This is a genomic window from Glycomyces sp. NPDC048151 (assembly GCF_043202775.1).
GTDB lineage: Bacteria > Actinomycetota > Actinomycetes > Mycobacteriales > Micromonosporaceae > Glycomyces.
Genome location: NZ_JBIDBB010000001.1, coordinates 604,838 through 628,962 on the forward strand (window position 1 = coordinate 604,838; position 24,125 = coordinate 628,962).

Here is a 24,125-nt window from a genome sequence, read left to right on the forward strand (position 1 = left end):
AGTCAAGCGCGCCCCCACGGAGGGGACGCGCTTCAGGCTTCGTATGGGCTAGCCGTTCCGGCGGCCGTGATCCAGGAGGGCGGCAAAGTCACTGGAGGACAAGTCGAAGATCGGGGACTGTTCTCCGAGCTTGGAGTCCCTGACCTCGAACGCAGCGCCGGTCGCACGTGCTTCCACGCAGTCCTGACCGTTGCCGGAGTTGTTGCTCCGGGTGCTCTTGCGCCATCCGTCCCGGCGATTCGGGCTCACTTCGTCACGTCCTTCAACTCTTGAGCGATCCGCGCCAGGCTGGCTTCAGGTGTAAGTGCTTCGCCGGCCCAGAGCGCATCGAAGGCCTTCTTAAACAAGTCTATGTCAGGGTCTTGGCTGTACATTGCGCCGGTCGAGTTGTCGATGTAAACGACCACAGGGAGGGGACTCGGCAGGTGATAAAGGGTGAAACCGGTAACGATGCCCTCGGCGATGTGGCTCCAAGTTTCCTCCGGCAGGACTCGAATCTCGACGTTCGGCCGCTTGCTGAGGTTCAGCAGATGCTCGAACTGACGAGCCGTCACCCCATCACCTCCGACCCTCTGTCGGAGGATCGATTCATGGAGGAGAAATTGTGCGGACGGCGCCTCATCCTTGGACAGCACCTTCGCTCGCGTCATCCGCACCTCGACCTGGCGCTTGACGGCGACCGGGTCGTCACGCTTGGGGCCCGCGCTCATCAGCGCCGTTGCGAACTCCTCGGTCTGGAGGATTCCCGGCATGACGCTCAGCTCGAATTCCCGTATCGCCTCGGCGTCACCTTCGAGTTTGGCGCTGTTGGCGTTCTTGCCTACGTAGGAACCGAAGCCCTCGACCCACCCGAAATCCCTTGCATCGCGGTTTAGGGCGATCAGCTGCTGTCGTTCCTCCTCCTGCGTGATGTCCAGGAAATCCAGGATCTCAAGGAAGACCTCGGCAGGGATCGCGTACTCGCCCGACAGGTAGCGGCTGATCATCGAGACCGATTTCCCGATCTGCTCGCTGAGGTGTTTGGGGGAGATGTCCTGCTCAGCCATCCGCTCTTGGATGAACTTACCGATATAGAGGGCCTGAACCGGTATGTACCTTCTGGCCATTTCCCCTCCTTGCGGGTGTTGACGGGATCTTACCGACCGGCGGCGCCCCTGTCGATGACGACCGTCGCAGGCACGGTATGACCCTGCACGTTGAATCAACGCCACGGTTGCGCACGACCAAGTGTTGCATCAATGCTCAAATTGTGCAATGCTGTGGCTGTGCTTGGCCTCATAGCTGGGCATCACATCTTCAATCAGGGCTGCGAGACCGGAACGGTGGTGACAGCGCCAGCCAGTAGCGAGAGGTACCGGCTGACGTGCCCCGCCGCAAGAGCGGCCCACGGCCCGCCCGCTGCTGACGTTGGTCACAAGACGGTGGGGCGGGCGGGCTACACAGACACGGATCGCACATAGACGCCGCCCGCGTCGAGGAAGTTCTTGGCGGAGCTCTCGACGCGGGCGGTCAGGCACACGAAAGGAGAAGCCTCGTGGCCGTAACGATCGTATCCAGCGTGCTCATCGGCGTCCAGGACGAGGGAGTTCAGGCCGCCTACACATCGGCCCGTCTCGGGCTCGGCGTTCATCACCCAGGTCAGGTCATCCGCCGCCGCGGGGGACTCGGGCGGCCGGTCTGCCCGCATCACGCCGAGGACGAGCGGTGGGATTCCACCCCGCACGGCTGCGCAGCGCGACTTCGGAATCTGAAAATGATCCTGTCGCTGACGGTGGGCCGCACTGAACTGCGGCGAGCCTTGGTCGACCAGGGCCTGATCACCCAGGCTGAGGCCGAGCGGGGAATCCAGGTAGCAGCGCCACGACACAAACGCGGCGCCCGCCGCTGGCGGGCGCGGCAGCCTCATTCGAGACCCCGACCGGTCCCGGCGGCCACGCCCCGGGCGATCGGCGTGGCGAAAGTGGTGGCCCCATGAGCCGCACCGAGGTGAAGCGATGAACACGCTCCTGAGTGGCTACGGGGCCGCCGAGCCCACATCGCCCGAGAAGCTCGTGACAATCGGGGTCCACAATCCGGTCACTCTCCTTCTCCGGTTCGATCTCGATGCCGACGCGGTCGATGTCCATACGCCCGACAAGCCGCACCGGAAGCTCGGGCGAGTCATCCGGCTGGCCTCCGGGGAACCGCAGTGCGTGCTCAAGGGCAAGCACCGAGACACCTTGAGCAAGTACCGCATTGCCGCGCTTCGGTACGAGGCGCTGGCGTTCTACTGCACCTTGGTAGACCTGCCCGGCGCCCTGCGCCCGCGCGCGTTGCCGGTGCCGATGCCGCCGGGGCCCTGGTCGAAAGCGCTGACGATCAACGACCAGCGGGTTCTGTTCACACCCGACTTGAAACGGCGCTCGGTTTCCCTCCACACCGAGACATCTGCCCGGTTGCTGGGTGAGGTCGTGGAGGTCGATGGGGACTCGGTCAGGTTGTGGCTGACGGGCGTGTGGCTCCAGGTGTTCGGATTCGCCGATGTGGGCGCGGATGTGGCGAGCGCGGCCAGTCATATCTGGTATGCCGAAGCCGCCGCAGGAAGCGGGGAACGGCCATGACGAGCATGTTCCACGCGCGACGCTTCAGTCTGCGGCCAGCCGCTGGCGCGGCGTCATGATGGGGGCGCAGCAGCGTGCGCAGCTGAACATCGGCAGTTTCGACCTCGACGGACGCCGGTACCGGGTCTATGCCCACCCGGACTGGGACTCGTCGGACGACAGCGTCACGGTCTCGCGCGTACATCCCGACCCAGCTCACGGCAAGGCCGTCATGGTCCCGAAGGGCCTGGACAGGCCCTGCCCGAATTTCGGGTTCCCGAACGACTGGAGCGAGGACGAGCAGGAGGCGGCAGGTCCTGAAATCCTGCGGGCGTGGCGTTCCGACTGGCGCTCGCCCATGGTCACCGACAACTGGGAGACGGTGCTGCCGATCTACATCGGCGACCGCCGCGTTCACCTCGTTCGTCGGCCCCTGCGTTCGGTCATCACCGCTGAACTGATCCATCACGACGGCCGCGACCCCGCTTGGATCGCGACGTTCTACCGGCTCGACCGCGGCCCCGCTTCGGCACGCCGCCACGGGTTCTTGATGCGCATCAGTTGGGCCTGCCGGGACTGGCTCGGCCAGTTCGATGGCGACAGCAGCGCCGGTGTCGTGGCGCGGACGCGACTGCGCGCGGCCGCGTGGCGCACATGGATGCACGTGTCCTAGCCGTACCCGCCGCCCCGCAGCAGCGACTTTTTACACCACACCTCTGTACAGAAAGCACCACACGATGAGCACTCTGCCCCGCAGGAGCGGGAACACCGACCAGCCAAGGGACCCGGACCGGCTCGGCACCGTCCGCCGCTACGGGCACTCGATCGCGATCAGCCTCATCCATGAAGAAGACATCGGACGGATCTACCGACTCGCCACCCTCCCCGGCTCGGGCGGCACGGTCCTGGGCGAGGTCGTCTGCTGCGACAAGCAAGCGAGCCCGCTGTGGGAGGACCCCGCGGCGGACATCCGCCTGGAAAAGGGCTCGATGTTCGAGAAGGGCCTGATCCGGACCATGCTTGCGATCGACGCGGCCCGCGACGGCACCCCGATCGACTGCGACGAGCACGGCCTGCGCCTCGACATTGCGGGCCGGTTCTTCCTGCCGACCGTGCAGGAGGCATCCGCATGAAGGGCAAGCTCATCTTCGCCGGCCTCGTGGTGCTGGGACTGCTGTTCGCGGCCGACCGCCTCGGCGGGGAGGCCGCTTCGGTCCCGTGGGCGACGGTCCTCGGATTGCCGATCGTCGGACTGAGCGTCTCCTACCTGTTCTATCTGATGTTCCTCAAGCAGAGCGGGGACGCGGCGAACGCCGAGCACGACAAACGGGTCGGGAAGCGGATGCCGAAGATCATCGCCGCCGGTATCGGCGCGCTCGTCTTGGCGGGCGCGATCCCGTACTTCGGCCCGGTCCTGTTGGACCAGGCCAAGACCGAGGCCGGGCAGGCGGCCGGGAACGTCGCGACCTCGATCGACACCACCACGACCGGCGCGGCGGCGGCGCTCCCGCCGGTCTGGGTCGTGATCGCCGTCCCGCTCCTGGCCGTGCTCTCGGTCTGGTTCATCGCCTGCGGCCGGGACGCCGAGGCCAAGACCGTCCGCGGCACGGCCGTGGCGCTGACCGCGCTCGCGGGCGTCATCGTCACTGTGGCGACTGGGGTGGTCGCGTGAGGGGACGTTCATACACGATCGTGTTCATCGAACCGGTGGACCTGGCCGTCCTCGCGACGGCGGTCGTCGAGGCCTTCGCGATTCCCCGTGAGCGGATCGAGGTCTGGGACGGCGACACCTTCACCAACCCCGCTGCGGCCGAGCCGGTCATCGCGCAGATCGCCACCGGCTCCGGGCCTGGGGCCTTCGCTGAATTCGTTGGCTTCGAGGCCTTCGCCGAACACACGGGCGCGCCCGAGACTCTCGAGGTCGCCATTGCTCTCACCAGCCGCATGGGGCGACGGGCGATCTTCGAACCCGAAGCGGCCGAGGACTACCTGTGGACGGTGGTCGCCGCTGACGGCAGCCACGGCCACGTGGCGCTCGACAGCGACAAGTTCGACGAAGGGGAGATCTGCGTCCTCCGCGCCGTCTTCCCGTTCGGCGCGGCCGACGACTCGACCGAGACGGCATCTGCAGCAGAACACGACCGCGTCGACGGGCCGGTGATGCCATGAGCGGCAACGATATCGACGCCGAGATCCGGGCGGTGCTGCTCGACCTTGTGCTGCTGCGAAAACCGTTCGACGAAGCTGCCGAGGCCGTCGTGCCGTACGTGCTTCGCCATCACCGGGGCGCGCCGCTGGTCCTGTTGGACCGGGCGGCGATGCGGAACGCGATCGGCGCGTGTCGGTCCGGGGCGGTGTCCACCAGGGAACTGCGGCACTGGGCGCTCGTGGTCCATATGGAGCTCACCGCCCCGCCCGGCCCCCTCGCCCGCGACTCGTTGCTGGGATGGGAATCGCGCGCGAGACGGATTCTCCATCACCACCTGCACCGTCTCATGGAAGCCGGCGAGAACGGCGTGACGGACGAATTGCTCGACCAGATCGACGCAGACCTCAACCACACCGATTGGACTTGGATCGCCCGCAAGCCCTGGGCCGCACCATTCGTAGAAATCGCGGCGATTGCCGCATGGACGTTCCTGGCCGCCAAGTTGCTCGTCCCGCATCTGCCCGACTCGCCCATGAGCGCGTCGCTCGGGACGTTCGGCGCCATGACGGTCAGCCTCACCGTCGTGCGCCTCGTGCAGGGCGCTGACGCCGCCATCGAGCGATTCCAGACCTACCTGCCCGCCGCGCTCCTCGCCGCCGCCGTCCTCGGCGCGACCTTCGCCTTGGGAGGCACCCAATGAACTCGATCGAACCGGCCGGCCAGCACACCGGATTCACCTCGCAATCGCGCATGAGCATCCAGGTCCGCGGCACCCAGGTCGCCATCGCCGCCTCCAGCAACACCAGCGAATCCGACGAACTCGTGCTGCTCTTGCACGGCCTCGGCTGCTCCCGCGAGTCATTCGGTCCGGTCTACACCGGCGACGAGCAGCGACGCTGGCTCGCGATCGACCTGCCCGGCCACGGCGACTCGTCCCCGATCGGCCACGGTGGCGACCTCATGGGGCACTACGCGGACGTGGTGATCGAGCTAGTCACCCAGCTCGCGCCGCGGACCGTCCACCTCGTCGCCCATTCGATGGGGTTGGCGGTCGCGCTGATCGCGGCCCCCTCGCTGCCGGTGGGTGCGCTTGTGGCGATCGAGGGCAACCTCACCGGAGAGGACTGCGGGCTCGTCTCCCGGTCCATCGCCGAAATGCCCGAGTCGGCGTTCATGCACGCGGGCCACGCCGTGCTCCGCGATCAACTGCTCGGCTCCGACCAGACCGACATGCGCATCTGGGGGAACTGGATCGAACGAGCCGACCCGGGGACACTCTGGCAGGCCAGCGCTTCGCTGGTCACCTGGTGCGACTCCGGCGGCGTTGCCGCACGTTGGTCCAACATGGGCCGCCGCACCTATCTGCGGGGCGAGCGGTCGGGCTACCCCGAACACCTCGGTGCGCTGCTCGCCGGCGTCGAAGTCGTCCAAATCGGCGGCGCGGGCCATTTCCCGATGGTGGACAACCCGATCGTCCTCTCCGACACGATCACGGCCGCGATCGAACGGGGAGCCGGAGCAGAATGAAACGAAACGACCTTCGCCGCTATACCGCCGTGCTGACCAACTTGATCGAGCGTCGCACCCCGCCGCGGCATGCGATCCGGGCGCTGCGCCGCGAAGCCGAGAAGATCGGCGGCGTCCCGCAGGTCCCGGTCGCGGTGCTTACCCGTGACCACGTCCACGGTGCGCTCGGTGCCTGCCTCGCCGGTGAGCTCGACGCCGTCGAAGTGTGCGCGTGGTCGGATGTGGTTGTCGAGCATCTGTCCTACCTGAACACCGGAGGTAAGGCGCTCGCCGCCGAGATCGGCTACCAGTCCGCGATCTACAACGCACTCCGACACCTATCGGACCGGCAGGCGGCCGACCTGGACGTTGAAGCCCTTGGAAGGGCCAGCGCACTGCTCGACTACGCCGACCTCGACCCGAACCGGGAATGGACCGACGAGGAGACCGCCCGGGGTATGGCAATGATCGACCTGGTGCAACCGGGGATGCAGGAACAGGCGCAACAGGGCCTGGAGCTCGCGCATTTGGAGGCCGATATCCGGGGCCTGCACGACGCGGAGCCGATCCCGCTCATGCTCAGCCGCGGCATCCCCCAGCCGGGGCAGTACCGAGCGCGTCCACTCGGCGAAGGCGAGTTCGACCTGGTGGGTTTCGAGCTGGCCGGGTGCACCTGGATGATCCGGCCCGGCAAGGCACTCGGCTTCGCCGAACTCGCCCGCGTCTCCCGCGGCCGGGACCGTCTCGCCGCCCACATCCTCCACGAAAGCGGCGAATTCCAAAGCCTCATACCGGCCGAAGACGCCGAACCCGTTCCTGAAGCAGTCGCCAGCGCGCTCGCACAGATCCTCGCCGACGCCCGCGCCTCCGGTCTACGCCTATGAACCCCTAGAAACCCGGTGGCGGGGCACCCGCCGCAACGACGGGAATGAGCTGGAGCGGACCCAGCCGCTCCATCGTGGGGCCGTCGCCGACTCCCGTGCGGCGGCCTCACCACTAGTTACCGCCGTCAACGACGGCGGACCAGCGAGTCGGCATCGGGTGGCCGGCTCTGCGGGGCAGCCGCGGACCACATCAGCGATGTGGAGCCCAGGGTGGGCGGCTGCCCCGCCTCTCCCGCTCGGACGCAACCGATTTGACCCACCTGCTTCAATGGGAGAGGACTTCGTAACTGGGGGTGCTCGATGGTGGAGGTGTGGACCGGGGCCGAGGCTGCACGCCTGCGCCGAGCGATGCGCTTGTCCGTCAGGGACTTCGCCCACAAGCTCGGAATTGCGCCCCGCACCGTGTCCTACTGGGAGGCACGAGGCGCCGCCATCACGCCACTGCCCGAGACCCAGGAAATCCTCGACACCGCCCTCGAAACAGCCTCGCCCGCCGCACAGCAGCGTTTCCACAACCAGGCAGCAACTGCCACAAGAGAAGCCCTCGGAGCTGCCCCATATGACGGTGCGGGGCTGAGCGACTGGTCCGAAGACCTCGAACGCGCCCGAGAAGCGGTCGCCCGCCAGAACTTCACACTCGCCGCCCGACTGACCGAGCGGTGGCTCGCGGCGCCGCCGACCACCGAAGGCATGGGCGCTGAACTGTTCGCACTCTCGCTCCTGCTCGCTGGAGACCTGCGCCGCGATCAGGGCCAGGTGATCGGGCCCGGCTCAGCCGAACATTGCTACCGCGCCGCCGCGAGCCTGTTCGCCTCACTCGGGCTCGCCCGCCGCCACGCCCAGACCGAACTCGTCCTCGGCGTCGTCGCCGAAATGTGCGGGAACCTCGAAGTCGCTACCGCCGCCTACCAGACCCTCAGCGACGACGACCGCCTCAGCCACCGGGACCAGGCCAGGGCGCGCCTGTGGGTCGGCACCGCCCTCACCAAGCAAGGCCAGCACGAGAGCGCCGCCGAATGGATGAGCGCGGCCACCATCGCATTCGACCGCCTCGGCGAAGTCGAGGACTGGTCAGTGGCCCAACAGAAGCTCGGACTCGTCCACCGCGCCGCCGGCAGGCTCGACCAGGCACACGCCGCACTGTCCGCCGCCGAAGCCACCGGCGCCGCCGCCACCCCGCTCCAGCAGGTCAGGCTGTGGACCGCCAGAGGCCACGTCCTGATCTCCGACAGGGCCACCCAGGACGAGGGCGAGGCGATCCTGGACGAGGCGCTGGCGGTCACCGCCCGGTATGGTCTGGGCCATCAACGCCGGAGCATCGAAGCGATCCGCGCCGGCGCAGGACGGAGGACGCGACGGTGATGACCGAGGACCCGACCCGGCCGGGCGACGACACCAAGGTCTGGCAGGCCGCCGAAACCGTATGGGACTACCACCAGCTCGGGCACGAACCCATTGCGGCCGAGGTCATCATCGCGCTCGGCTGCCACGACATCGGCGTCGCCGATGTCGCCGCCGACCTCTACGCCCAGGGCCTCGCCCCGCTCATCGTCGCGACCGGCGGCGACCACCCCGCCACCCGCGCCTACCTCGGCGATGGAGAGGCCCGTGCCTACCGCGCCAGGATGATCGTGAGAGGTATCCCTGCCGAAGCGATCCTCACCGAGGAGGACGCCCGCCACACCGGCGAGAACGTCACTAACTCCCGCGACCTCCTTGCGGCCGAGGGCATCAAACCGGCCCAGATCCTCGTCGCCTGCATGCCCTACATGGAGCGCCGCGCGTTCGCCACCTGCCGGTCGCAGTGGCCCGAGGTCGACCTCACCTGCATCTCCTCCCGGGCCTCGCTCAGCGACTACCTCGACCTGATGTGGCGCCGCGACGCCATCCCCGCGGCGGAGATCATCGCGAACACGGTGGGCGACCTCGACCGCGTATTCCGCTACCCCACACTGGGTTACGCCATCGAACAGCCCCAAACCCCGGAGCTTCGCCATGCCTTCGACACCCTCGTCGCCGCCGGATACGGCACCAAACTCCTCCGCACCTGACCCCGCCAGCCGCAGTGCCGTCTGTGCCATCCACCAGCCGAACCTGCTGCCGCGCATGGCCACCCTCGCCAAGATCGCCGCCGCCGACACCTGGATCGTCCTCGACACCGTCCAGGCCGCCCGCCGCGACTGGCAGCACCGCACCCGCCTCGCCGACCTCAACGACCCCGAGCGGCGCCAGTGGCTGTCCATCGAGACCCGCCGCCCCGCCGGGCGCGCCACCCTCATCCGCGACACCGCCGCCACTGACCCGGCCAAAGCCGCGCGTCGCCTGGGCGAGATGCTCGCCGCCGCCTACCGCACCAGCCCCCACTGGGCCACCGTCGACCAGATCCGTCGCCGTACCCTCGACGCCCTGACCGCCAGCGCGGCGCTCACCGACATCGCCACCGCCTCAACCGCCGCGATGCTCGACGCCATCGGCTGGCACGGCACCATCATCCGCGCCAGCACCCTCACCGCCGGGACCGAGCGCACCGACCGGCTTATCGACCTATGCGCCGCCGTCGGCGCCCGGACGTACCTGTGCGGCACCGGCGGCCTGCGCTACGTCGACCCCGACCGCTTCGCGCAAGCCGACATCGACCTCGTGCCCTTCCCCGCCGCGAACGCAGACGCTGGCCCCGTCTGGCGCGGCGCACGCCAGATCACCGGACTGTGGGCCCTGGCCGCCCACGGCCCCGACACCGTCGCCCGCGCCCTCGCGAACCTCGCGACCGTCCGGGGCCTCCGCCCGCCCATCGCTCTCTGACCTGCACCGTTGCAGCGCGACTGCAACACCACTGCCGTACGAGTGCATTGTGGGCCAAAGCATCCGAATCGAGAATTGAGGGACCAAGTCCACCGCCGCCTCATTCGGGCGGCACCCGCACTGGGAGGACCCATGCCCCCACCCACCGCCACCGCAAGCGGCGCACCCGAAATGGTGTTCGCGCCAGTCACCAACGTCATCATGCAGCCGACGACCTTGTGCAACCTCGACTGCACTTACTGCTACCTGCCGCAGCGCCGTGAACGGCTCGCCATGGCCCCGGGCGTGGCGAAGGCCGTCGCCCGTGCTCTCGCCGCCTCCGAGCGCGTCCGGGGTCCGGTCGAGATCGTGTGGCACGGAGGCGAACCCACCGCCGCTGGCCTGCCCGCGATGCGCCGCCTGGTCGACGCCTTCGCCGATCTCGAGGTCGTCCACGTGCTCCAGACGAACGCCACCCTCATCAACCAGGAGTGGATCGACTTTATCGGCGAGCACGACATCAAGATCGGCGTCAGCATCGACGGCACGATGAGTTCGAACGCCTCACGTATCGACCTGGCGGGCAAGGAAACCTGGACCCGGACCATGCGCGGCATCGAGCGGCTGAGCGAGGCCGACATCGAGTTCAGCGCCATCGCGGTCGTCCGCGATCCCGACCCCGCTGGCGTGCCTGAGTTTTACGAGTTCTTCGCGTCGCTGGGCTGCGTCAGCCTGGGGATCAACATCGAGGAGACCGAAGGAGTCAACACCGCCGGGCGCTCGCTTCACCTCGAACGCACCACCAGATTCTGGGAAGCCGTCACAGCCGCATGGGACCGCAACCCAGTCCTGGAAGTGCGCGAACTCGACCGCGTCGCCGACTACCTCCGGTTCCGGCCCGACGTCGAAGACATCACCAGGCAGGACCCGATCCCGACCGTCGCATGGAACGGCGAAGTCACCGTGCTCTCACCCGAACTCGCCGGGTACACCGACCCCCGCCTCGGCAAGTTCGCCTCCGGGAACATCCTCGCGCGCGGATTCGACGAGATCCTCGACCGCGCCGCCCAGGCGCCGTGGGTGCGCGAGTTCGCCGCAGGCATCGCGGAGTGCGCAAGAGCCTGCGAGTACTTCGCATTCTGCGGCGGTGGACAGGCCTCCAACAAGTACTGGGAGCACGGCTGCCTCGACATCACCCGCACCGACTACTGCACCGGAGCAAAGATCACCCTCATGGAAGGAGTCCTCGCCCATGCCAGGCACCGCAACCCTCGCTGACCGCATCGCCGAGTCCGAAGACGAACTCGCCGAGCTGTTCGGCAACACCGATCCAGGCGCTCATATCCCGCTCGGAAAGTTCGACAACCGCCGCACCTGGGACAACGCCACCAAGAAATTCGACAACCGCCGCACCTGGGACAACTGGGACAAAAAAGACTGGAAAGACCGAGGGAAGAGGAGATAGCGGTCGCGACCTAGTCGACCACTAGCCCCGTTTCCCGTGCGAGGTCACCGGCGATCTGGAGCACCTGGTCGTCGGTGACCCGCGCGCCTCGCAGCGACAGCAACCCCTTGGCACCGACCAGCTTCGACTCGCGCAGATCCAGGCCCCGCGCATCCGCCACCGCCGAGAAGTCCGCGTCAGCCAGATCGCAGTCGATGAATGCCACTTTCGAGAGGTTGCCGGTGAACGAGGACTCCTTGAACCGGCAGCGCTCGAACACCACCAGGCCCTTGACCGTGTCGAAATCGAATGAAGCGAAGTCCGCCCTACAGTCTCCGACGTAGATGTCCTGCGCGAGCTCGAACTCCACCCGCCACCCGACAAGCTGCGAACCGACGACCTCGACGCGGCGCCCATCGACTTGGCTCCAGCGTGCGTTCGACAAGACGCACCCCGACAAACGCACATCGGCCAGCGCCAACGGCTCGACCACCGTCTCCGACAAGTCCACGGCTTCCAACACCGACCGGGTCAAACGGCCCTCACCAGTCGTGCCCGAGAAGTCGCCTCCCTCGACGTGGACCTCCTCGAAAGAGAACTCGCCCTTCAAGCCAACCGACGCCGACTCCAGGTCCTCGTCTTCGATCGACGGCCGCTGCACGCGCCGGTTATCGCTGATCTCCCGAAACTCCATCAGACATGCCCCCTGCGTTCGCCTTCTCCGCAGTGTAGTGAGCCGCGGTTCGGTTCAGAGACATCGCAGGGGTGGCGGTACCTTCAGGCGCCTCGGGCGTGGCCCAAGCATTAGCGGCACGGAGAAGGGCGGGAGCGTCAAGCTCCCGCCCTTCTCCGTGCTCGTGGCCCACCATCCCGGATCAGGGAGGATTCCGAGCCGCCATGTCTAAGAGTGATTGATTGAGAACTCAAGGTGAGTTCCCCATCTATTCCCCACGCAGGTCCCACATGGACCAGACTGCTAGGTTTGAGCAGCAGTGGGGCTAGAATTTGGGCGATGGTCAGTGGGTTCAAATCCCACCGCCACCGCCAACGTTCCGAACGCCGGGTCTGCCAAGGCCCGGCGTTCGTCGTTTCTCGCATCGGGCGGCTAACCTGTCGGGACCGCGCCGCCGGGCGGGCGCGGACGGCGCGTCAAGCGCCGCTCACACGGAGAAAGGCGGCAGGGTGAGCCGATCCTCGACGGGCGGGAAGATCTTCAGCGGGGCGGTCATCGCCCTGTCGCTGCTCGTCGCCGCGGTCCTGCTCCTCCACCGGTTCATCCCCAACCGCTGGCTGAACCTCGGCAGCCTCATCGAGACGTTCCTGCCCTGGTTCGGCCTGGCCGTGCCCGTCCTGGTCCTGCTCGCCGCGATCCGCCGCAGGCCGCTCGCGATCGTGTGCGCGCTCCTGCCGGGCCTGGTCTGGTTCCAGATGTACGCCGGGCTCATCCCCGACAAGCACAAGGGCGAGGGCGACTTCCGGATCGTCTCCCACAACGTCAACGCGAACAACACCGAGACCGAGGCGACCGCCGCGACGCTCCTCGCGGCCGACCCGGACGTGATCGTCCTCGTCGAGCTCACCGAGGAGCAGCGGTACGAGTGGAGCGAGGTCCTTGACGACACGTACGAGTACTCGGTCTCCTACGGCACGGTCGCGCTCTGGTCGGCCTACCCCGTGGTCGACTCCTACGAGGTCGACCTCAATCTCGGCTGGGCGCGCGCGTTCCGCGCGGCCGTCGAGATCGACGGCGAGGCCGTCGCCTTCTATGTCGCGCACCTGCTCTCGGTGCGCGTCAACACCGAGGGGTTCACGTCGGCGCAGCGCAACGAGACCGCGCTGCTGCTGGGCGAGGCGATCGCCGACGAGGAGCTCGACCGGGTCGTGCTCGCCGGGGACCTGAACGGCACCTCGCAGGACCGGGCGCTCGCGCCGATCACGTACCAGCTGTCCTCGGCGCAGGCCGACGCCGGGAAGGGCTTCGGGTTCACCTGGCCCGCCGACACGCCGCTGGCGCGGATCGACCAGGTCCTGTACCGCGGCCTGGAGGCCACGGGCTCGGACGTGCTCGACGCGACCGCTTCCGACCACCGCCCGGTGATGGCCGACTTCGCGTTCCAGTAGGGGCCGTTCCGACGCGGCCGTCGCGTCCGTGCAACCTCCCGCGACGGCTCGGGCGTCTTGGAGACGTGACCGAAGACGACGCGACCATGATCCTGCCTGCCGTCAGCGCCGCTGACGCCGACGACACCGCGGTGTTCGCGCGCGTCGACGCCGGGCCTGCGGGGCCGGCCGGCGGCCGGGCGCTGATCGAGCTCGACGGCGTGGGCATGACCTACCCCGGCCCGCCGCCCGTCGAGGCCCTGAAACCGGTCGAGCTGCGCATCGAGGACGGCGAGTACGTCGCGATCGTCGGCCCCTCCGGCTCGGGCAAGTCGACCCTCCTCAACCTCCTGGGCCTCCTCGACGCCCCCACCGCGGGCACGTACTGGCTCGACGGGCACGACACGTCGATGATGAAGGAGGCGCACCGCACGCAGCTGCGCGCCGACAAGATCGGCTTCATCTTCCAGGCGTTCCACCTCATGGCCCACCGCACCGCGACCGAGAACGTCGCGATGTCCCTGGTGTACCAGGGGATCCCCAAGCGCAGGCGCCGCCAGATCGCCCGCGAGAAGCTCGAGCTCGTGGGCCTGTCCCACCGGCTCGACGCCCTCCCGACCACGCTGTCGGGCGGCGAGCGCCAGCGCGTCGCGATCGCCCGCGCCCTCGCGGCCGGGCCGAGCCTGCTCCTGTGCGACGAGCCCACCGGCAACCTCGACTCCAAGACCGCCGACTCCATCATGGCCACATTGGACGAACTGCACGACGAGGGACTGACGATCCTCATCATCACCCACGACCACGAAGTGGCCGAACGGGCCCAGCGGGCCGTCACCATCCGCGACGGCCAGCTGCGCGAGGGCAACCACCTCCACGACGACCACGGCACGGTCCCGGTCGACCGCGCCGCCCCCGGCACCCTCGTGATGCCCAAGGCCGAGTAGACCTTCCTTCCCCCGAACAGACCTTCCTTCCTCCCAAAAAGGACTGCGGGCCCGCGCCGAAAGGCACGGGCCCGCAGTTCGCTTGCGGTCCTTCCGGGTCAGTCCCGGTCCGGCGGCGTGCTCGGGTCGGGCGTCTCGCCGTCCCCGGGCTTGTCCTCGTCCTCCTTGTAGTCCTTGCCGTTCGAGACGAGGACGTAGATCGGACTGCCGCTGGGCGCGGACCCGGTCATCGAGGTCGAGAACGCCTCGCCCTCCTTGCAGTCCGAGTCGAACTTGCCCGGCGCGATGGAGGCGTCGAACCCGGCGTTGGCGACGCGCGAGACGGCGTCGTCGGGGTCCATGCAGTCGATGGACGGGATCGACACGAGGTTCTTGCCGTTGCTCATGGCGTCCGACGGCTTGCTCCAGCCGCCGTCCTCGAGGTCCTTCACCGCTTCCTTCAGGATCGCCTCGCCCGCGATCTTGACCGCGTCCTTCAGGCTCTGGGTCGCGACGTTGTCGCGGTAGGTCGCGTCGGTGTCGCCCACGAACGTCGCCGTGGTCGCGTTCGAGGTCGACGCGAGCAGCCAGTAGGAGCGGTTGGAGTCGGAGGTACCGGTCTTGCCGAACACCGGGCGGTCCCAGTCGCCGAAGTACGACGAGGCGGTGCCGCCCTCGCACTGGGTGCCGCTGGCGCTCTGGCCCATGACGCAGCGCCCGGCGCTGACGGCCGCGTTCGCGACGTCCTTGGAGTAGGCCTCATCGCACTGCGGCGCAACGGCATCGGTCCACTCGGTGCCGTCGGCGCCGACGATCTGCATGACCGGCAGCGGGTTGCAGTGCTTGCCGCCCGCCGCGACGGTGGCGTACGCCTCGGCCATGTCCATCGGCGTGGTCGCGTCGAACCCGAGGGTGAAGGTGCCGTAGCCGTCGAGGTTGTCGTCCTTCCTGGCCTCGGCGACGCCGGTGCCCTCGCGGAAGGTGATCCCCGAGCGCTCGGCGATGTCGACGGCCTTGCTGGTGCCCACGAGCTCCTGCAGCTGCACGAACGCGGTGTTCGAGGACCGGCCGAACATGCCCCACATGGTCATCGGGCCCGACGACCAGCCGCCGTCGTTCGTGGGGCACCACGGCCAGAAGCCGTTGCCGCGCTGGAAGCCGCAGGACGCGGGCTCCCGCTCGTAGGAGCCGTAGATCCGCGACTGGTACTCCGAGGGCGAGGGGATGCGGGTCTTGAGCGGCCAGCCCTCCTCGAGGGCGGCGAGCATGACGAACATCTTGAACGTCGAGCCCGCCGGGTACCCGATCACTTCGTCGTTGCCGCTGAGCAGCGGAACGGTCGTATTCGGATAGTTCGAGGGCTTGGAGTCGTCGCCGTCGGTGCGCGGCTTGTTCTCGGTCTGGTCGAGGCTGTAGTTGCGGTTCACCGCCATCGCCCGCACGTGGCCGGTCCCGGGGGTGATCGTGACGGAGCCGAGGGTCGCGGAGTTGTTGACGCTCACCTCGTCGGCGAGCTTCTCGGTCGCATGGTTCTGCAGGGCCGGGTCGAGGCTGGTGACGATCTTGAAGCCGCCGCGCTTGAGCAGGCTCATGCGCTCGCGCTCGTCGGCGCCGAAGGCCTCCTGCTCGATCCACCAGGACTTGAAGAAGTCGCAGAAGAAGCCCCAGTTGGAGGTGGCGACGTCGACGCACTCGCTGCGGACCGGGCGCGGGTTCAGGCCCAGCGGCAGTTCCTGTGCCTCGTCGGCCTCGGCCTGGGTGATCTTGCCGAGGTCGGCCATGCGCTGCAGGACCCAGTCGCGTCGGTCCACAATGGGCTGGTCGTCGCCTTCGCCGTCGAGTAGTCCGTCGGCGAGGGAGGGGAACTTCGGCAGCGACGCGAGGGTGGCGGCCTCGGCCAGGGTGAGGTCGGCCGGGGACTTGTTGAAGTACGTGTACGCCCCGGCGTGGACCCCGTAGGCCTGGTTGCCGAGGTAGATCACGTTCAGGTAGCCCTCGAGGATCTCCTCTTTGGACATCGTCTCTTCAACACCCATGGCGTATCGGGCTTCTCGCAGTTTCCGGTCGTACGAGTCCTCGGACGCGGCGATGACCTCGTCGATGGTTGAAGCCGAGTAGATCAGGGTATTGCGTACGAACTGCATGGTGAGGGTCGACGCCCCCTGCGAGTCGCCGCCCTGGTTCGCCACGGCGGCGCGCACGATGCCGACCCAGTCGACCCCGTTGTGCTCGTAGAACTTCGAGTCTTCGGCGGACAGCAGTGCGTCGATCATGACCGGGGAGACCTCGTCGAGGGCCACCTCGCGCCGGTTCTCCTCGTAGAAGGAGGTGATGAGCGTCTCGCCGTCGGCGGCGTACACATAGGTCGTCTGCGGCAAGGTGGGCTGCGTGAGCTCAGTCGGCAGCGACTCGAACGAGTTGACGCTGTTCTCGGCAACGAGGCCGCCGAGCCCGACGAGGGGGAAGGCGGCCGCGGCCGCGAGCACGCCGGCGAGCACGCCGCAGATCAGCAGCGCGATGCCGTCCCTCAGGGGACTCCGGTCGCGTTTCAAGGTCTCCACCGCCTCAGATTAGAACGAACGTCGGGAAGTGCGGCACGGCAGGCATCCGGTTACCGGAAGGCGTCTCGCATGCGGGTCGACATGTATGCCCGCAATTGATACGCCCCAATCGGGAAAGGGAGATGCGCTCGTATCGGAATCGTTATTATCGCGAGCTGCCATCGCATAGTGAACCGTAGGGGTGAAGCCGTCCCATGGAGTCCGATTTTCGTCTCGGAGAGTAGTCAAACCCTTACGAAAGGTGTAAGGTCCGTTCTGACGGCCACATTGTGTGATCGAGAGATCACTCGAATGTAGTCGTCGGGGGGTATGAAGGGAAAGATCTCACGGGGAGGTCATGCGGATGGGACTGCTGATCGACTGGACGACCAAGGCGCTGTGTCAGGAAGGTGACCCTGACGCCCTGTTCGTACAAGGAGCAGAGCAGAACAACGCGAAGAAAGTGTGCCGCGGCTGTCCGGTACGGCTGGAATGCCTCGCCGACGCGCTCGACAATCGCATCGAGTTCGGCGTCTGGGGCGGCATGACCGAGCGGGAACGGAGAGCATTGCTGCGCAGGCACGCCGACGTCCGCTCCTGGAGGGCGGTCTTCGAGGTCGCACTTGAGGAGGAGCAGCGAAGCGCCCGCAAGGGCAACCGGCGCCGGATACCGGTGGACGTCAACTTCTGACCGGCGAGCCTCTCATGAAAGGCTTGAAGACCGCGCCTGGACGGCGACACCGTCCGGGCGCGTTTTTCATGCCCCGAAACACCCCTGTGGATAACTTCATCGCACCCCATCAGGCAAAATAACAAACACTCGCATAGTTATCCACAGGCAGAAAAATAGTTCTTGGCAGGTGTTGCCGGACATGTGATTGTTGATAGATAAAAAACGGTCGTTCCGCCGGTGGTGGTGGAAGTGCGGAGCGGAGACCTGGTCCTGGCAGGACCGGCGGCGAAGTGGGAACCCCGGGGGCCGCCCCCGAAGACCGCGCGGGAGTGCACTCCCGCGCGGCTCCTGCCAGGACACCTCGCGAGGAAGAACGCGGGCGCACCGGCAAGGTGCCGGTGCGCCCGCACCACACACACGAGCCAAGCGCCTACGCCCACCGTGACGAAACACGCGGACTACGCGCCCGCGGCCGCCTTGCCGAACGCCCGCAGGTCGTCCAGGTCCACGACCTCCACACCCAACGCGGGCAGCCACCGCTGCGGCACCTCCGGGCACGCCGCCGCGTACCGGGCCGCGACCCGCTCCTCGGCGGCCCGCCGCCGGGCCAGATCCGCGTGCGTGCGCAGCACCGCCGCCACCGGGTCCTCCGGGTCGGCCTCCTCGAGCGAAGCCGCCGCCCCCAGCGCCCGCTCCGCCGTCAGATCGGCGGCCACGGGCGTGAGCCGGTTCAGGATCATCCCGTCGAGAGGCATCCGCTCCTCGGTGAGCCGCCGCGTGAAGTACACGGCCTCGCCCACCGCCGCCGGCTCGGGGGCCGCGACCACCAGGAACGATGTCTGGTCGTCCTGCAGCGCCCGGAACGTCGCCTCCGCCCGCTTGCGGAAGCCGCCGAACGTGTCCTCCAGGCTCGCCGTGAACTCCGCGACATCGGTGAGCAGATGCCCGCCGAGGACCTTGTTGAACACGCGCGTGAACACCGCCGCGCTCGCGCCCATGAGCGACAGCATCGACCGCCGCGCGCCCGGGGTCGACGCCGAGAGGAGCCGGATGACGCGCCCGTCGAGCAGGCGGGCCAGCCGCGCCGGGGCGTCCAGGAAGTCCAGGGCCGACCGCGAGGGCGGCGTGTCGAGCACGATCAGGTCCCACTGGCCCGTCGCGCGCAGCTGCCCGAGCTTTTCCATCGCCATGTACTCCTGCGTGCCCGAGAACGTCGAGGACACCGCCTGGTAGAACGGGTTCGCGAAGATCTCAGCCGCCCGCTCCGGCGTCGTGTGCGAAGCCACGACCTCGTCGAACGTGCGCTTCATGTCGAGCATCATCGCGTCGAGCGAGCCGCCGCGCACCGCTTCGACTGCCTTCGGGGCGTTGTCGAGCGCGTCCATCCCCAGCGACTGCGCGAGCCGCCGCGCCGGGTCGATCGTCAGCACCACCGTGCGCCGCCCGTGCACCTCCGCCGCACGCAGCGCCAGCGCGGCGGCAGTCGTCGTCTTGCCGACGCCCCCCGAACCGCAGCAGGCGATCACATGCTTGCCTTCGTCGCCCAAAAGGGCGTCGACGTCGAGACCGGGAACCTCAGCCATGGCGGCGCTCCTCCGAGAAACCGGGCCGCAGCACCCGGGCGAGCTGGTACAGCCCCGACAGATCGACCCCCTCGGGGATCAGCGGCAGCTCCTCCACCGGCCGCCCGAGCTCCTCGAGCCGGTCCCGGTACGCGTCGACCGCCTCGATCTCGGCGCGCGCCCCCCGGTACTCCTCCATCAGACCCGCGACCAGGGCGTCGTCGGGGTTCAGCCCCGACCGCTCCAGGCCCGCCCGAATTTCGTCCTCACCGACCTCGACGGCCTTCGCGCCCGCCACCTTGTTGAGCACCACGTGGCCGACGGGGAGGTCGGCGGCCATGAGCTCACGGTGCGCGTCCAACGTCTCCTGCACCGGCATCGCCGCCGGCGTCGTCACCAGGTGCACGGCCGTCTGCGACGAGTGCAGCATCCGCGCCACCGACCGCGAGTGCTTCCCGATCGGCCCCGTCTTCGCCAGCCGCCCCGACTCCACTGTCACGTTCAGGAACTTGACGACCCGGCCCGTCGGCGGCGCGTCCAGCACCACCGCGTCATAGGCCATCCGCCCCGACTCGGCGCGCGACACCGCCTCCTTGAGCTTCCCGGTGAGCAGGATGTCCCGCAGCCCCGGGGCGATCGTCGTCGCGAAGTCGATCGCGCCGAACTTCTGCAGCACCTTCCCGGCCGACCCCAGCCGGTAGAACAGGGTCAGGTAGTCCAGCAGCGCCTCGTCGGCGTCCACCGACTGCCCGAACACCTCCCCGCCGTCCAGGCCCGAGGCCAGATGCCGCTCCTCGTAACCCATCGACGGCGCGTCGAACAGCGGCGCGATCCCTTGGCGCCCTTCGACCTCCACCAGCAGGACCCGCCTGCCGGACCCGGCCAGCGCCAGTGCCAGCGCCGCCGCGACCGAGGTCTTCCCCGTGCCGCCCTTCCCGGTGACGATGTGCAGTCGCGGCACCGGGAGCGCTGAGGCAGTCATTCAACGGAGTCTAGTCATTCCGCCGTGATCCCGCAGATGAGCCATTGCGGCTCGCCCTCCTCGGCCACGAGCGAGAACGCCCACGTCGTCGGGGCGGCGTCGTCGCCGCTCACGCTGATCTCGGCGGTGACCGTGGCCGCCCCGACCGAGCGGCCGGTCTCCTCGACCGCGCCCCACGCGAACTCGCCGGGCCCGTCGATGAACGACAGGGCCGCGACGGCCTCGCTCAGGTCCCGGTCGGCCTTGTCGGCGCACAGCCACGTCGCGGCTGCGTCGGCGTCCCGCTGGTCCAGGAGCGCTTCGAGGAACGCGTCCACCGTCCGCTCGGGGGTGTCGGTGACGTCGCCGCCGCCGGTGTCGACGAACAGGCGGGTCGCGCCGAGGACGAGCGCGACGCAGAACGCGACCGAGGCCGCGGCGATCACCCACGTCCACAAGCGGTTCGACCGGTCGCGCGGCGGTTCGTGGCGGCCGTGCCCGGTACGGGCGGCCGCGGTCGGGCGGGCATCGGCGGATGCGTCCGCGGTCTCGTGGCGGGGCGCGGTTTCGGAGGAAGGCGCAGCCGAAGATGGCGCGGTCGAGGACGGCGCACTGGTGTCTGACGACACGGGGAACTCCCTGGTTCGACTGGTGCGGCCCGCGGGCGGCGCACCGTAAGGACTTCGGGGGAGGCGACGCACTCTGAGCGTAGCGGTGCGACGCCGTCGGATCAAGACGCCGTACTGTGGGCGCATGGAGAAATGGGAGTACCTCACCGCGCCGCTGCTGATCCACAACACCAAGATGATCCTCGACAACTTCGGTGACGAGGGCTGGGAACTGGTGCAGGTCCTGCCCGGGCAGAACTCGGAGCAGCTCGTGGCGTACTTCAAGCGCAAGAAGGAGCAGTAGCGGTGACCGATGTGGACAAGGCGCTGGCGCGCCTGGGACTCGCCCTGCCGACGGTGGTGCCGCCGCTGGCCGCCTACCAGCCGGCCGTCCGCTCCGAGGACTACGTGTACACCTCGGGGCAGCTGCCGATGGTCGACGGCGCGCTCGTCGCGACCGGGAAGGTCGGCGCCGAGGTCGACCCCGAGCAGGCCTACGACCTGGCCCGGGTCTGCGCGTTGAACGCGCTGGCGGCGGTGGCTTCGATCGCGCCGCTCGACCAGGTCGTGCAGATCGTGAAGGTCGTCGGGTTCGTGGCCTCGGCGCCCGGGTTCACCGGGCAGCCGAAGGTGCTCAACGGCGCGTCGGAGCTGCTGGGGGAGGTCTTCGGTGAAGCGGGGACGCACGCTCGCAGTGCGGTCGGCGTCGCCGAGCTGCCGCTGGGCGCTCCGGTCGAGGTCGAGCTGGTCGCCCGGCTCGCCCCGAGCGGGAAGACCGTCCTGGTCTGATCCTCGGGCTTCCCGGCCGGTACCGCACCGCGGTACCGGCCGGTTCGCGTTCTAGGAGATGGACGGCAGGACGCGGGCTTCGACCTCGCCGAGGGCGATGGTGGTGCCGCGCGGGCCGGGGGCGGTCGCGGTGACGCGCACGGTGTCGCCGTTCTCGAGGTTGAACTGGCCGGTGACGGCCTCGCCGGAGCCGTACAGGAGCCCTGAGCGCAGGAGCGCGCCGTTGGCGGTGAGCTGCGCGAGCTGCTGCGCGGGGGTCCAGTAGGACTCGGCGAAGTCGGCTCCGGCGACGGCGACGCCGTTCACCTCGATGTCCAGTCGCAGGTCGAACCCGTACCGGTCGGACTCCTTGAGGTAGGACGCCATGTCGCCGGTCGGCTCGGGCGCGGCGGTGCGGGCGGCGCCGAGCGCTTCGATCGGGGTGACCCAGGCGCTCATGGACGTCGCGAACGACTTGGACGTGAACGGGCCGAGCCCGTCGGTCTCCATCTCGGCGAAGTCGCGGGCGGTCCAGTCGTTGAGGAGGACCGCGCCGAACACGTGGTCTTCGAACGCGTCGGGGGACACCGGCCGCCCGATCTCGGATTCGCCGCCGATGAGGAACCCGACCTCGGCTTCGATGTCGAGGGCCCGGGTGGGCCCGAAGGCGGGCTGGCCGTCGTCGCCGCGGCGGTGCCCGGACGGGCGCACGAGGTCCATCCCGGAGGGGATGAGGGTCGAGGCCCGGCCGTTGGACGCGCGCGGGTGGACGCGGGCGGCGTCGGGCGTGCGCATCGTGAAGTCGACGAAGTCGGTGACGAGCAGCGGGGCGTGCATGATCGCGTCGCTGAGCGGCGTGAGCCAGTTGCTCGCGATGTCCTGGATGCTCGTCTCGGTCAGCGCTTCCTGGGCCTGGACCCGGATCTGCTTCCACGCCTCCTTGCCGAGCGACAGCAGCCGGTTGAGGGCGGGCTCGCGCAGGGCGGTGCAGGCGGCGCAGGTCTGGCAGTCGCCGGAGAGGACCGCCTTGTGCATGTCGAGGATCTGGTCCCCGATGCGCACGCCGATGCGCGGCAGCGTCTCCTCGGCGGTCGAGAAGACCCCGTACGGCAGGTTGTGGATGTTGTAGGGGCTTTCGTCGGCCCCGGGAACCCAGCTTGTCGTCACTTGCTCGTCCTCCAAAGATCGTGGTGAAGGACTAACGAGCGCCGCGCCGGAAAGGTCACTCGGGGTTGCGGTGCCTGCGCAGAACTGTGAACCATCCCACCCATGCTGCTGCGGCGACGACGGCGAAGAACACCCGCGGGCCGGTCTCGATCTCGGTGCCGAGCAGGGCCGGGACGGCGAAGACGACGGCGATGCCGAGCAGTACTGATCGGCCGAGCGCGCCTCGGAACAGGCCGGGGCCGAAGATCTTGCCGCGCCAGGCCGGGTCGGCGGCGTCGGCGTCGACCCAGCGGCGGCGGGTCCGCTGCGTCTCCGGTGGGAGTCCGCCCGCAGGGTCGAAGTCGCGAAGCCCGCTCATGTCCGGCGCGGATTCGGGTTCGAGGTCGGCGGCGGCCTGCCGCGAGCGCTTCGCGAGGTCGTCCATCTCGAGGCTCTCGGCGATCGCCGCGAGCGCGAGGTGCGTGCGCGGCTGGTCGGGGGCGAGGTTGACGGCGTTCCACGCGGCGTCGAGCGCGGGCTGCCCGGCTCCGGCGCGGCGGGTGATGAGCGCGTAGTGCACGTGGTGCTGCCAGGACGCGCGGTCGAGGTCGAGCATGCTCGCGGCCGCCTGGAGGGCCTCGTCGCGCCTGCCGGTGTCGGCGAGCGCGTACCCGCGCGTGATCATCGCCCGGGAGTGCGCGGGCCGGTGCGCCAGGGCGGCCCCGGCGTAGGTCAGGGCCTCGTCGGGGTCGTGGTCGGCGAGGGCGCACGCGGCGGCCATGGCGTTCGCGTCGGGGTCGAGCGGGTCGACGCGCAGGGCGGCGTCGGCTTCGGCGCGGGCGTCGACGACCTGGCCGAGCTCGTACAGCATCTCGGCGCGCTCGAGGTACTCCGCGACAGTGCGGCGGGTGGGGTCTGCGTCCATGGGATAACTTCCGAACGGCGGTCAGAGCGTGTACAGCAACGCTACCGCGGTCGCGGCGAGACCCTCGCCTCGTCCGGTGAAGCCCAGGCCGTCGGTGGTGGTCGCCGAGAGGCGCACCGGGGCGCCGATCGCGTCGCCCATGGCGGCCTCGGCCTCGGCCCGGCGCGGGCCGATCTTGGGACGGTTGCCGATGACCTGCACGGACACGTTGCCGATGGCCCATCCGGCGTCGCGGACGCGGCGGGCCGATTCGTGGAGGAGCGCGGCCCCGGAGGCGCCGGCCCACTCGGGGCGGGACGTGCCGAAGTTGGAGCCGAGATCGCCGAGACCGGCGGCGGAGAGCAGTGCGTCGCAGGCCGCGTGCGCGGCCACGTCGCCGTCGGAGTGCCCGGCCAGGCCCGCCTCGCCGGGCCAGGAGAGGCAGGCGAGGCGGCATGGCTGGCCGTCGTCGAAGCGGTGCACGTCGCTGCCGTGCCCGATGACGAAGGGCGTATGAGGACTCACGCGTTCGCGGGAGTCCGCGGTGTGCTCGGGGAGCGCACGCTCGTTGATGGTCACGCTGTTGCGGTTCTGGAC

Annotated in this window: 29 protein-coding genes; 18 read left to right on the forward strand and 11 right to left on the reverse strand. The window is 68.8% G+C overall.

The features are described 5' to 3' along the window. Positions 1-48: 48 nt before the first annotated feature. The 3 genes from ACGGCP_RS02945 to ACGGCP_RS02955 all read right to left on the reverse strand — a co-directional run bounded on the left by ACGGCP_RS02945 (position 49) and on the right by ACGGCP_RS02955 (position 1,906). Positions 49-249: a DUF397 domain-containing protein gene (locus ACGGCP_RS02945; RefSeq protein WP_392960175.1), complete on the reverse strand. Its 201-nt coding sequence runs from the start codon at positions 247-249 to the stop codon at positions 49-51. Beyond that, positions 246-1,106 (reverse strand): helix-turn-helix transcriptional regulator, encoded by an 861-nt coding sequence (locus ACGGCP_RS02950; protein ID WP_392960177.1) that lies wholly within the window; start codon positions 1,104-1,106, stop codon positions 246-248. The genes ACGGCP_RS02945 and ACGGCP_RS02950 overlap by 4 nt, the downstream gene beginning before the upstream one ends. 329 nt (positions 1,107-1,435) lie before the next feature. Next, positions 1,436-1,906: a hypothetical protein gene (locus ACGGCP_RS02955; protein WP_392960178.1), complete on the reverse strand. Its 471-nt coding sequence runs from the start codon at positions 1,904-1,906 to the stop codon at positions 1,436-1,438. Between the two features lie 88 nt (positions 1,907-1,994). On the opposite strand from ACGGCP_RS02955, the gene ACGGCP_RS02960 reads away from it, so the two are divergent. From ACGGCP_RS02960 to amcA, 13 genes are all read left to right on the forward strand, one after another. Beyond that, a complete protein-coding gene (locus tag ACGGCP_RS02960; RefSeq protein ID WP_392960181.1) occupies positions 1,995-2,600 on the forward strand; it encodes a hypothetical protein in 606 nt (201 codons plus the stop codon). Further along, the gene (locus ACGGCP_RS02965; RefSeq protein WP_392960184.1) at positions 2,563-3,252 is read left to right on the forward strand and encodes a hypothetical protein; all 690 of its coding nucleotides are present in this window, start codon (positions 2,563-2,565) and stop codon (positions 3,250-3,252) included. The genes ACGGCP_RS02960 and ACGGCP_RS02965 overlap by 38 nt, the downstream gene beginning before the upstream one ends. A 64-nt stretch (positions 3,253-3,316) precedes the next feature. Next, positions 3,317-3,712: a hypothetical protein gene (locus ACGGCP_RS02970; protein ID WP_392960187.1), complete on the forward strand. Its 396-nt coding sequence runs from the start codon at positions 3,317-3,319 to the stop codon at positions 3,710-3,712. Then, positions 3,709-4,251, forward strand: a complete 543-nt coding sequence (locus tag ACGGCP_RS02975) for a hypothetical protein (protein WP_392960190.1) — start codon at positions 3,709-3,711, stop codon at positions 4,249-4,251. Before ACGGCP_RS02970 ends, ACGGCP_RS02975 begins: the two co-directional genes overlap by 4 nt. After that, on the forward strand, positions 4,248-4,748 hold the full coding sequence (locus ACGGCP_RS02980) for a hypothetical protein (RefSeq protein WP_392960193.1): 501 nt from the start codon (positions 4,248-4,250) through the stop codon (positions 4,746-4,748). The genes ACGGCP_RS02975 and ACGGCP_RS02980 overlap by 4 nt, the downstream gene beginning before the upstream one ends. After that, positions 4,745-5,428, forward strand: a complete 684-nt coding sequence (locus ACGGCP_RS02985; protein ID WP_392960195.1) for a hypothetical protein — start codon at positions 4,745-4,747, stop codon at positions 5,426-5,428. Before ACGGCP_RS02980 ends, ACGGCP_RS02985 begins: the two co-directional genes overlap by 4 nt. Then, positions 5,425-6,255 (forward strand): alpha/beta fold hydrolase, encoded by an 831-nt coding sequence (locus tag ACGGCP_RS02990; RefSeq protein ID WP_392960198.1) that lies wholly within the window; start codon positions 5,425-5,427, stop codon positions 6,253-6,255. The genes ACGGCP_RS02985 and ACGGCP_RS02990 overlap by 4 nt, the downstream gene beginning before the upstream one ends. After that, positions 6,252-7,118, forward strand: coding sequence for a hypothetical protein (locus ACGGCP_RS02995; RefSeq protein WP_392960200.1), 867 nt, complete (start codon positions 6,252-6,254; stop codon positions 7,116-7,118). Before ACGGCP_RS02990 ends, ACGGCP_RS02995 begins: the two co-directional genes overlap by 4 nt. Before the next feature lie 348 nt (positions 7,119-7,466). Beyond that, on the forward strand, positions 7,467-8,480 hold the full coding sequence (locus ACGGCP_RS03000) for a hypothetical protein (protein WP_392960431.1): 1,014 nt from the start codon (positions 7,467-7,469) through the stop codon (positions 8,478-8,480). Further along, complete coding sequence (locus ACGGCP_RS03005) at positions 8,480-9,169, forward strand: YdcF family protein (protein WP_392960202.1); 690 nt, start codon at positions 8,480-8,482, stop codon at positions 9,167-9,169. The genes ACGGCP_RS03000 and ACGGCP_RS03005 overlap by 1 nt, the downstream gene beginning before the upstream one ends. Continuing rightward, on the forward strand, positions 9,114-9,920 hold the full coding sequence (locus ACGGCP_RS03010; protein ID WP_392960205.1) for a WbqC family protein: 807 nt from the start codon (positions 9,114-9,116) through the stop codon (positions 9,918-9,920). Before ACGGCP_RS03005 ends, ACGGCP_RS03010 begins: the two co-directional genes overlap by 56 nt. Positions 9,921-10,052: 132 nt before the next feature. Continuing rightward, positions 10,053-11,177 carry a cyclophane-forming radical SAM peptide maturase AmcB gene (gene amcB / locus ACGGCP_RS03015; protein ID WP_392960208.1) on the forward strand — a complete coding sequence of 375 codons (1,125 nt, stop codon included), beginning with the start codon at positions 10,053-10,055 and terminating at the stop codon, positions 11,175-11,177. Further along, entirely contained in the window at positions 11,152-11,364 is a 213-nt protein-coding gene (gene amcA, locus ACGGCP_RS03020; protein ID WP_392960211.1) for a multiple cyclophane-containing RiPP AmcA, read from the forward strand. Before amcB ends, amcA begins: the two co-directional genes overlap by 26 nt. 10 nt (positions 11,365-11,374) lie before the next feature. On the opposite strand, the gene ACGGCP_RS03025 is transcribed toward amcA, so the two are convergent. Next, positions 11,375-12,037, reverse strand: coding sequence for a pentapeptide repeat-containing protein (locus tag ACGGCP_RS03025; protein WP_392960214.1), 663 nt, complete (start codon positions 12,035-12,037; stop codon positions 11,375-11,377). A gap of 488 nt (positions 12,038-12,525) precedes the next feature. On the opposite strand from ACGGCP_RS03025, the gene ACGGCP_RS03030 reads away from it, so the two are divergent. Then, positions 12,526-13,464: an endonuclease/exonuclease/phosphatase family protein gene (locus tag ACGGCP_RS03030; RefSeq protein WP_392960217.1), complete on the forward strand. Its 939-nt coding sequence runs from the start codon at positions 12,526-12,528 to the stop codon at positions 13,462-13,464. A gap of 206 nt (positions 13,465-13,670) precedes the next feature. After that, positions 13,671-14,387 (forward strand): ABC transporter ATP-binding protein, encoded by a 717-nt coding sequence (locus ACGGCP_RS03035; RefSeq protein WP_392960434.1) that lies wholly within the window; start codon positions 13,671-13,673, stop codon positions 14,385-14,387. A 98-nt stretch (positions 14,388-14,485) separates the two neighbouring features. Here ACGGCP_RS03035 and ACGGCP_RS03040 read toward each other — a convergent pair whose 3' ends face one another. Beyond that, positions 14,486-16,927, reverse strand: a complete 2,442-nt coding sequence (locus ACGGCP_RS03040; RefSeq protein ID WP_392960220.1) for a transglycosylase domain-containing protein — start codon at positions 16,925-16,927, stop codon at positions 14,486-14,488. Between the two features lie 343 nt (positions 16,928-17,270). Between ACGGCP_RS03040 and ACGGCP_RS03045 the strand changes: the two genes are divergently transcribed. Beyond that, entirely contained in the window at positions 17,271-17,597 is a 327-nt protein-coding gene (locus ACGGCP_RS03045; RefSeq protein ID WP_270123970.1) for a WhiB family transcriptional regulator, read from the forward strand. 440 nt (positions 17,598-18,037) lie between these two features. Here the strand turns inward: ACGGCP_RS03045 and ACGGCP_RS03050 are convergent, their stop codons facing one another. The 3 genes from ACGGCP_RS03050 to ACGGCP_RS03060 are packed head-to-tail and all read right to left on the reverse strand — an operon-like array spanning position 18,038 to position 20,731. Further along, entirely contained in the window at positions 18,038-19,162 is a 1,125-nt protein-coding gene (locus ACGGCP_RS03050) for an ArsA family ATPase (protein ID WP_392960223.1), read from the reverse strand. Continuing rightward, a complete protein-coding gene (locus ACGGCP_RS03055; protein WP_392960226.1) occupies positions 19,155-20,123 on the reverse strand; it encodes an ArsA-related P-loop ATPase in 969 nt (322 codons plus the stop codon). The genes ACGGCP_RS03050 and ACGGCP_RS03055 overlap by 8 nt, the downstream gene beginning before the upstream one ends. A 14-nt stretch (positions 20,124-20,137) precedes the next feature. Beyond that, positions 20,138-20,731: a hypothetical protein gene (locus ACGGCP_RS03060; RefSeq protein WP_392960229.1), complete on the reverse strand. Its 594-nt coding sequence runs from the start codon at positions 20,729-20,731 to the stop codon at positions 20,138-20,140. Between the two features lie 124 nt (positions 20,732-20,855). On the opposite strand from ACGGCP_RS03060, the gene ACGGCP_RS03065 reads away from it, so the two are divergent. Both ACGGCP_RS03065 and ACGGCP_RS03070 read left to right on the forward strand, forming a co-directional pair. Then, complete coding sequence (locus ACGGCP_RS03065; protein WP_392960231.1) at positions 20,856-21,014, forward strand: hypothetical protein; 159 nt, start codon at positions 20,856-20,858, stop codon at positions 21,012-21,014. A gap of 2 nt (positions 21,015-21,016) precedes the next feature. Further along, on the forward strand, positions 21,017-21,499 hold the full coding sequence (locus ACGGCP_RS03070) for a RidA family protein (protein WP_392960234.1): 483 nt from the start codon (positions 21,017-21,019) through the stop codon (positions 21,497-21,499). 51 nt (positions 21,500-21,550) lie between these two features. Here ACGGCP_RS03070 and ACGGCP_RS03075 read toward each other — a convergent pair whose 3' ends face one another. Genes ACGGCP_RS03075 through ispF form a run of 3 tightly spaced genes read right to left on the reverse strand, consistent with a single transcriptional unit; the run spans position 21,551 to position 24,029 of the window. Beyond that, the gene (locus ACGGCP_RS03075) at positions 21,551-22,645 is read right to left on the reverse strand and encodes a fumarylacetoacetate hydrolase family protein (protein ID WP_392960237.1); all 1,095 of its coding nucleotides are present in this window, start codon (positions 22,643-22,645) and stop codon (positions 21,551-21,553) included. Positions 22,646-22,700: 55 nt separating this feature from the next. Beyond that, positions 22,701-23,549, reverse strand: a complete 849-nt coding sequence (locus ACGGCP_RS03080; protein WP_392960240.1) for a hypothetical protein — start codon at positions 23,547-23,549, stop codon at positions 22,701-22,703. Positions 23,550-23,570: 21 nt separating this feature from the next. Then, a complete protein-coding gene (gene ispF, locus ACGGCP_RS03085; RefSeq protein WP_392960436.1) occupies positions 23,571-24,029 on the reverse strand; it encodes a 2-C-methyl-D-erythritol 2,4-cyclodiphosphate synthase in 459 nt (152 codons plus the stop codon). Positions 24,030-24,125: the final 96 nt, after the last annotated feature.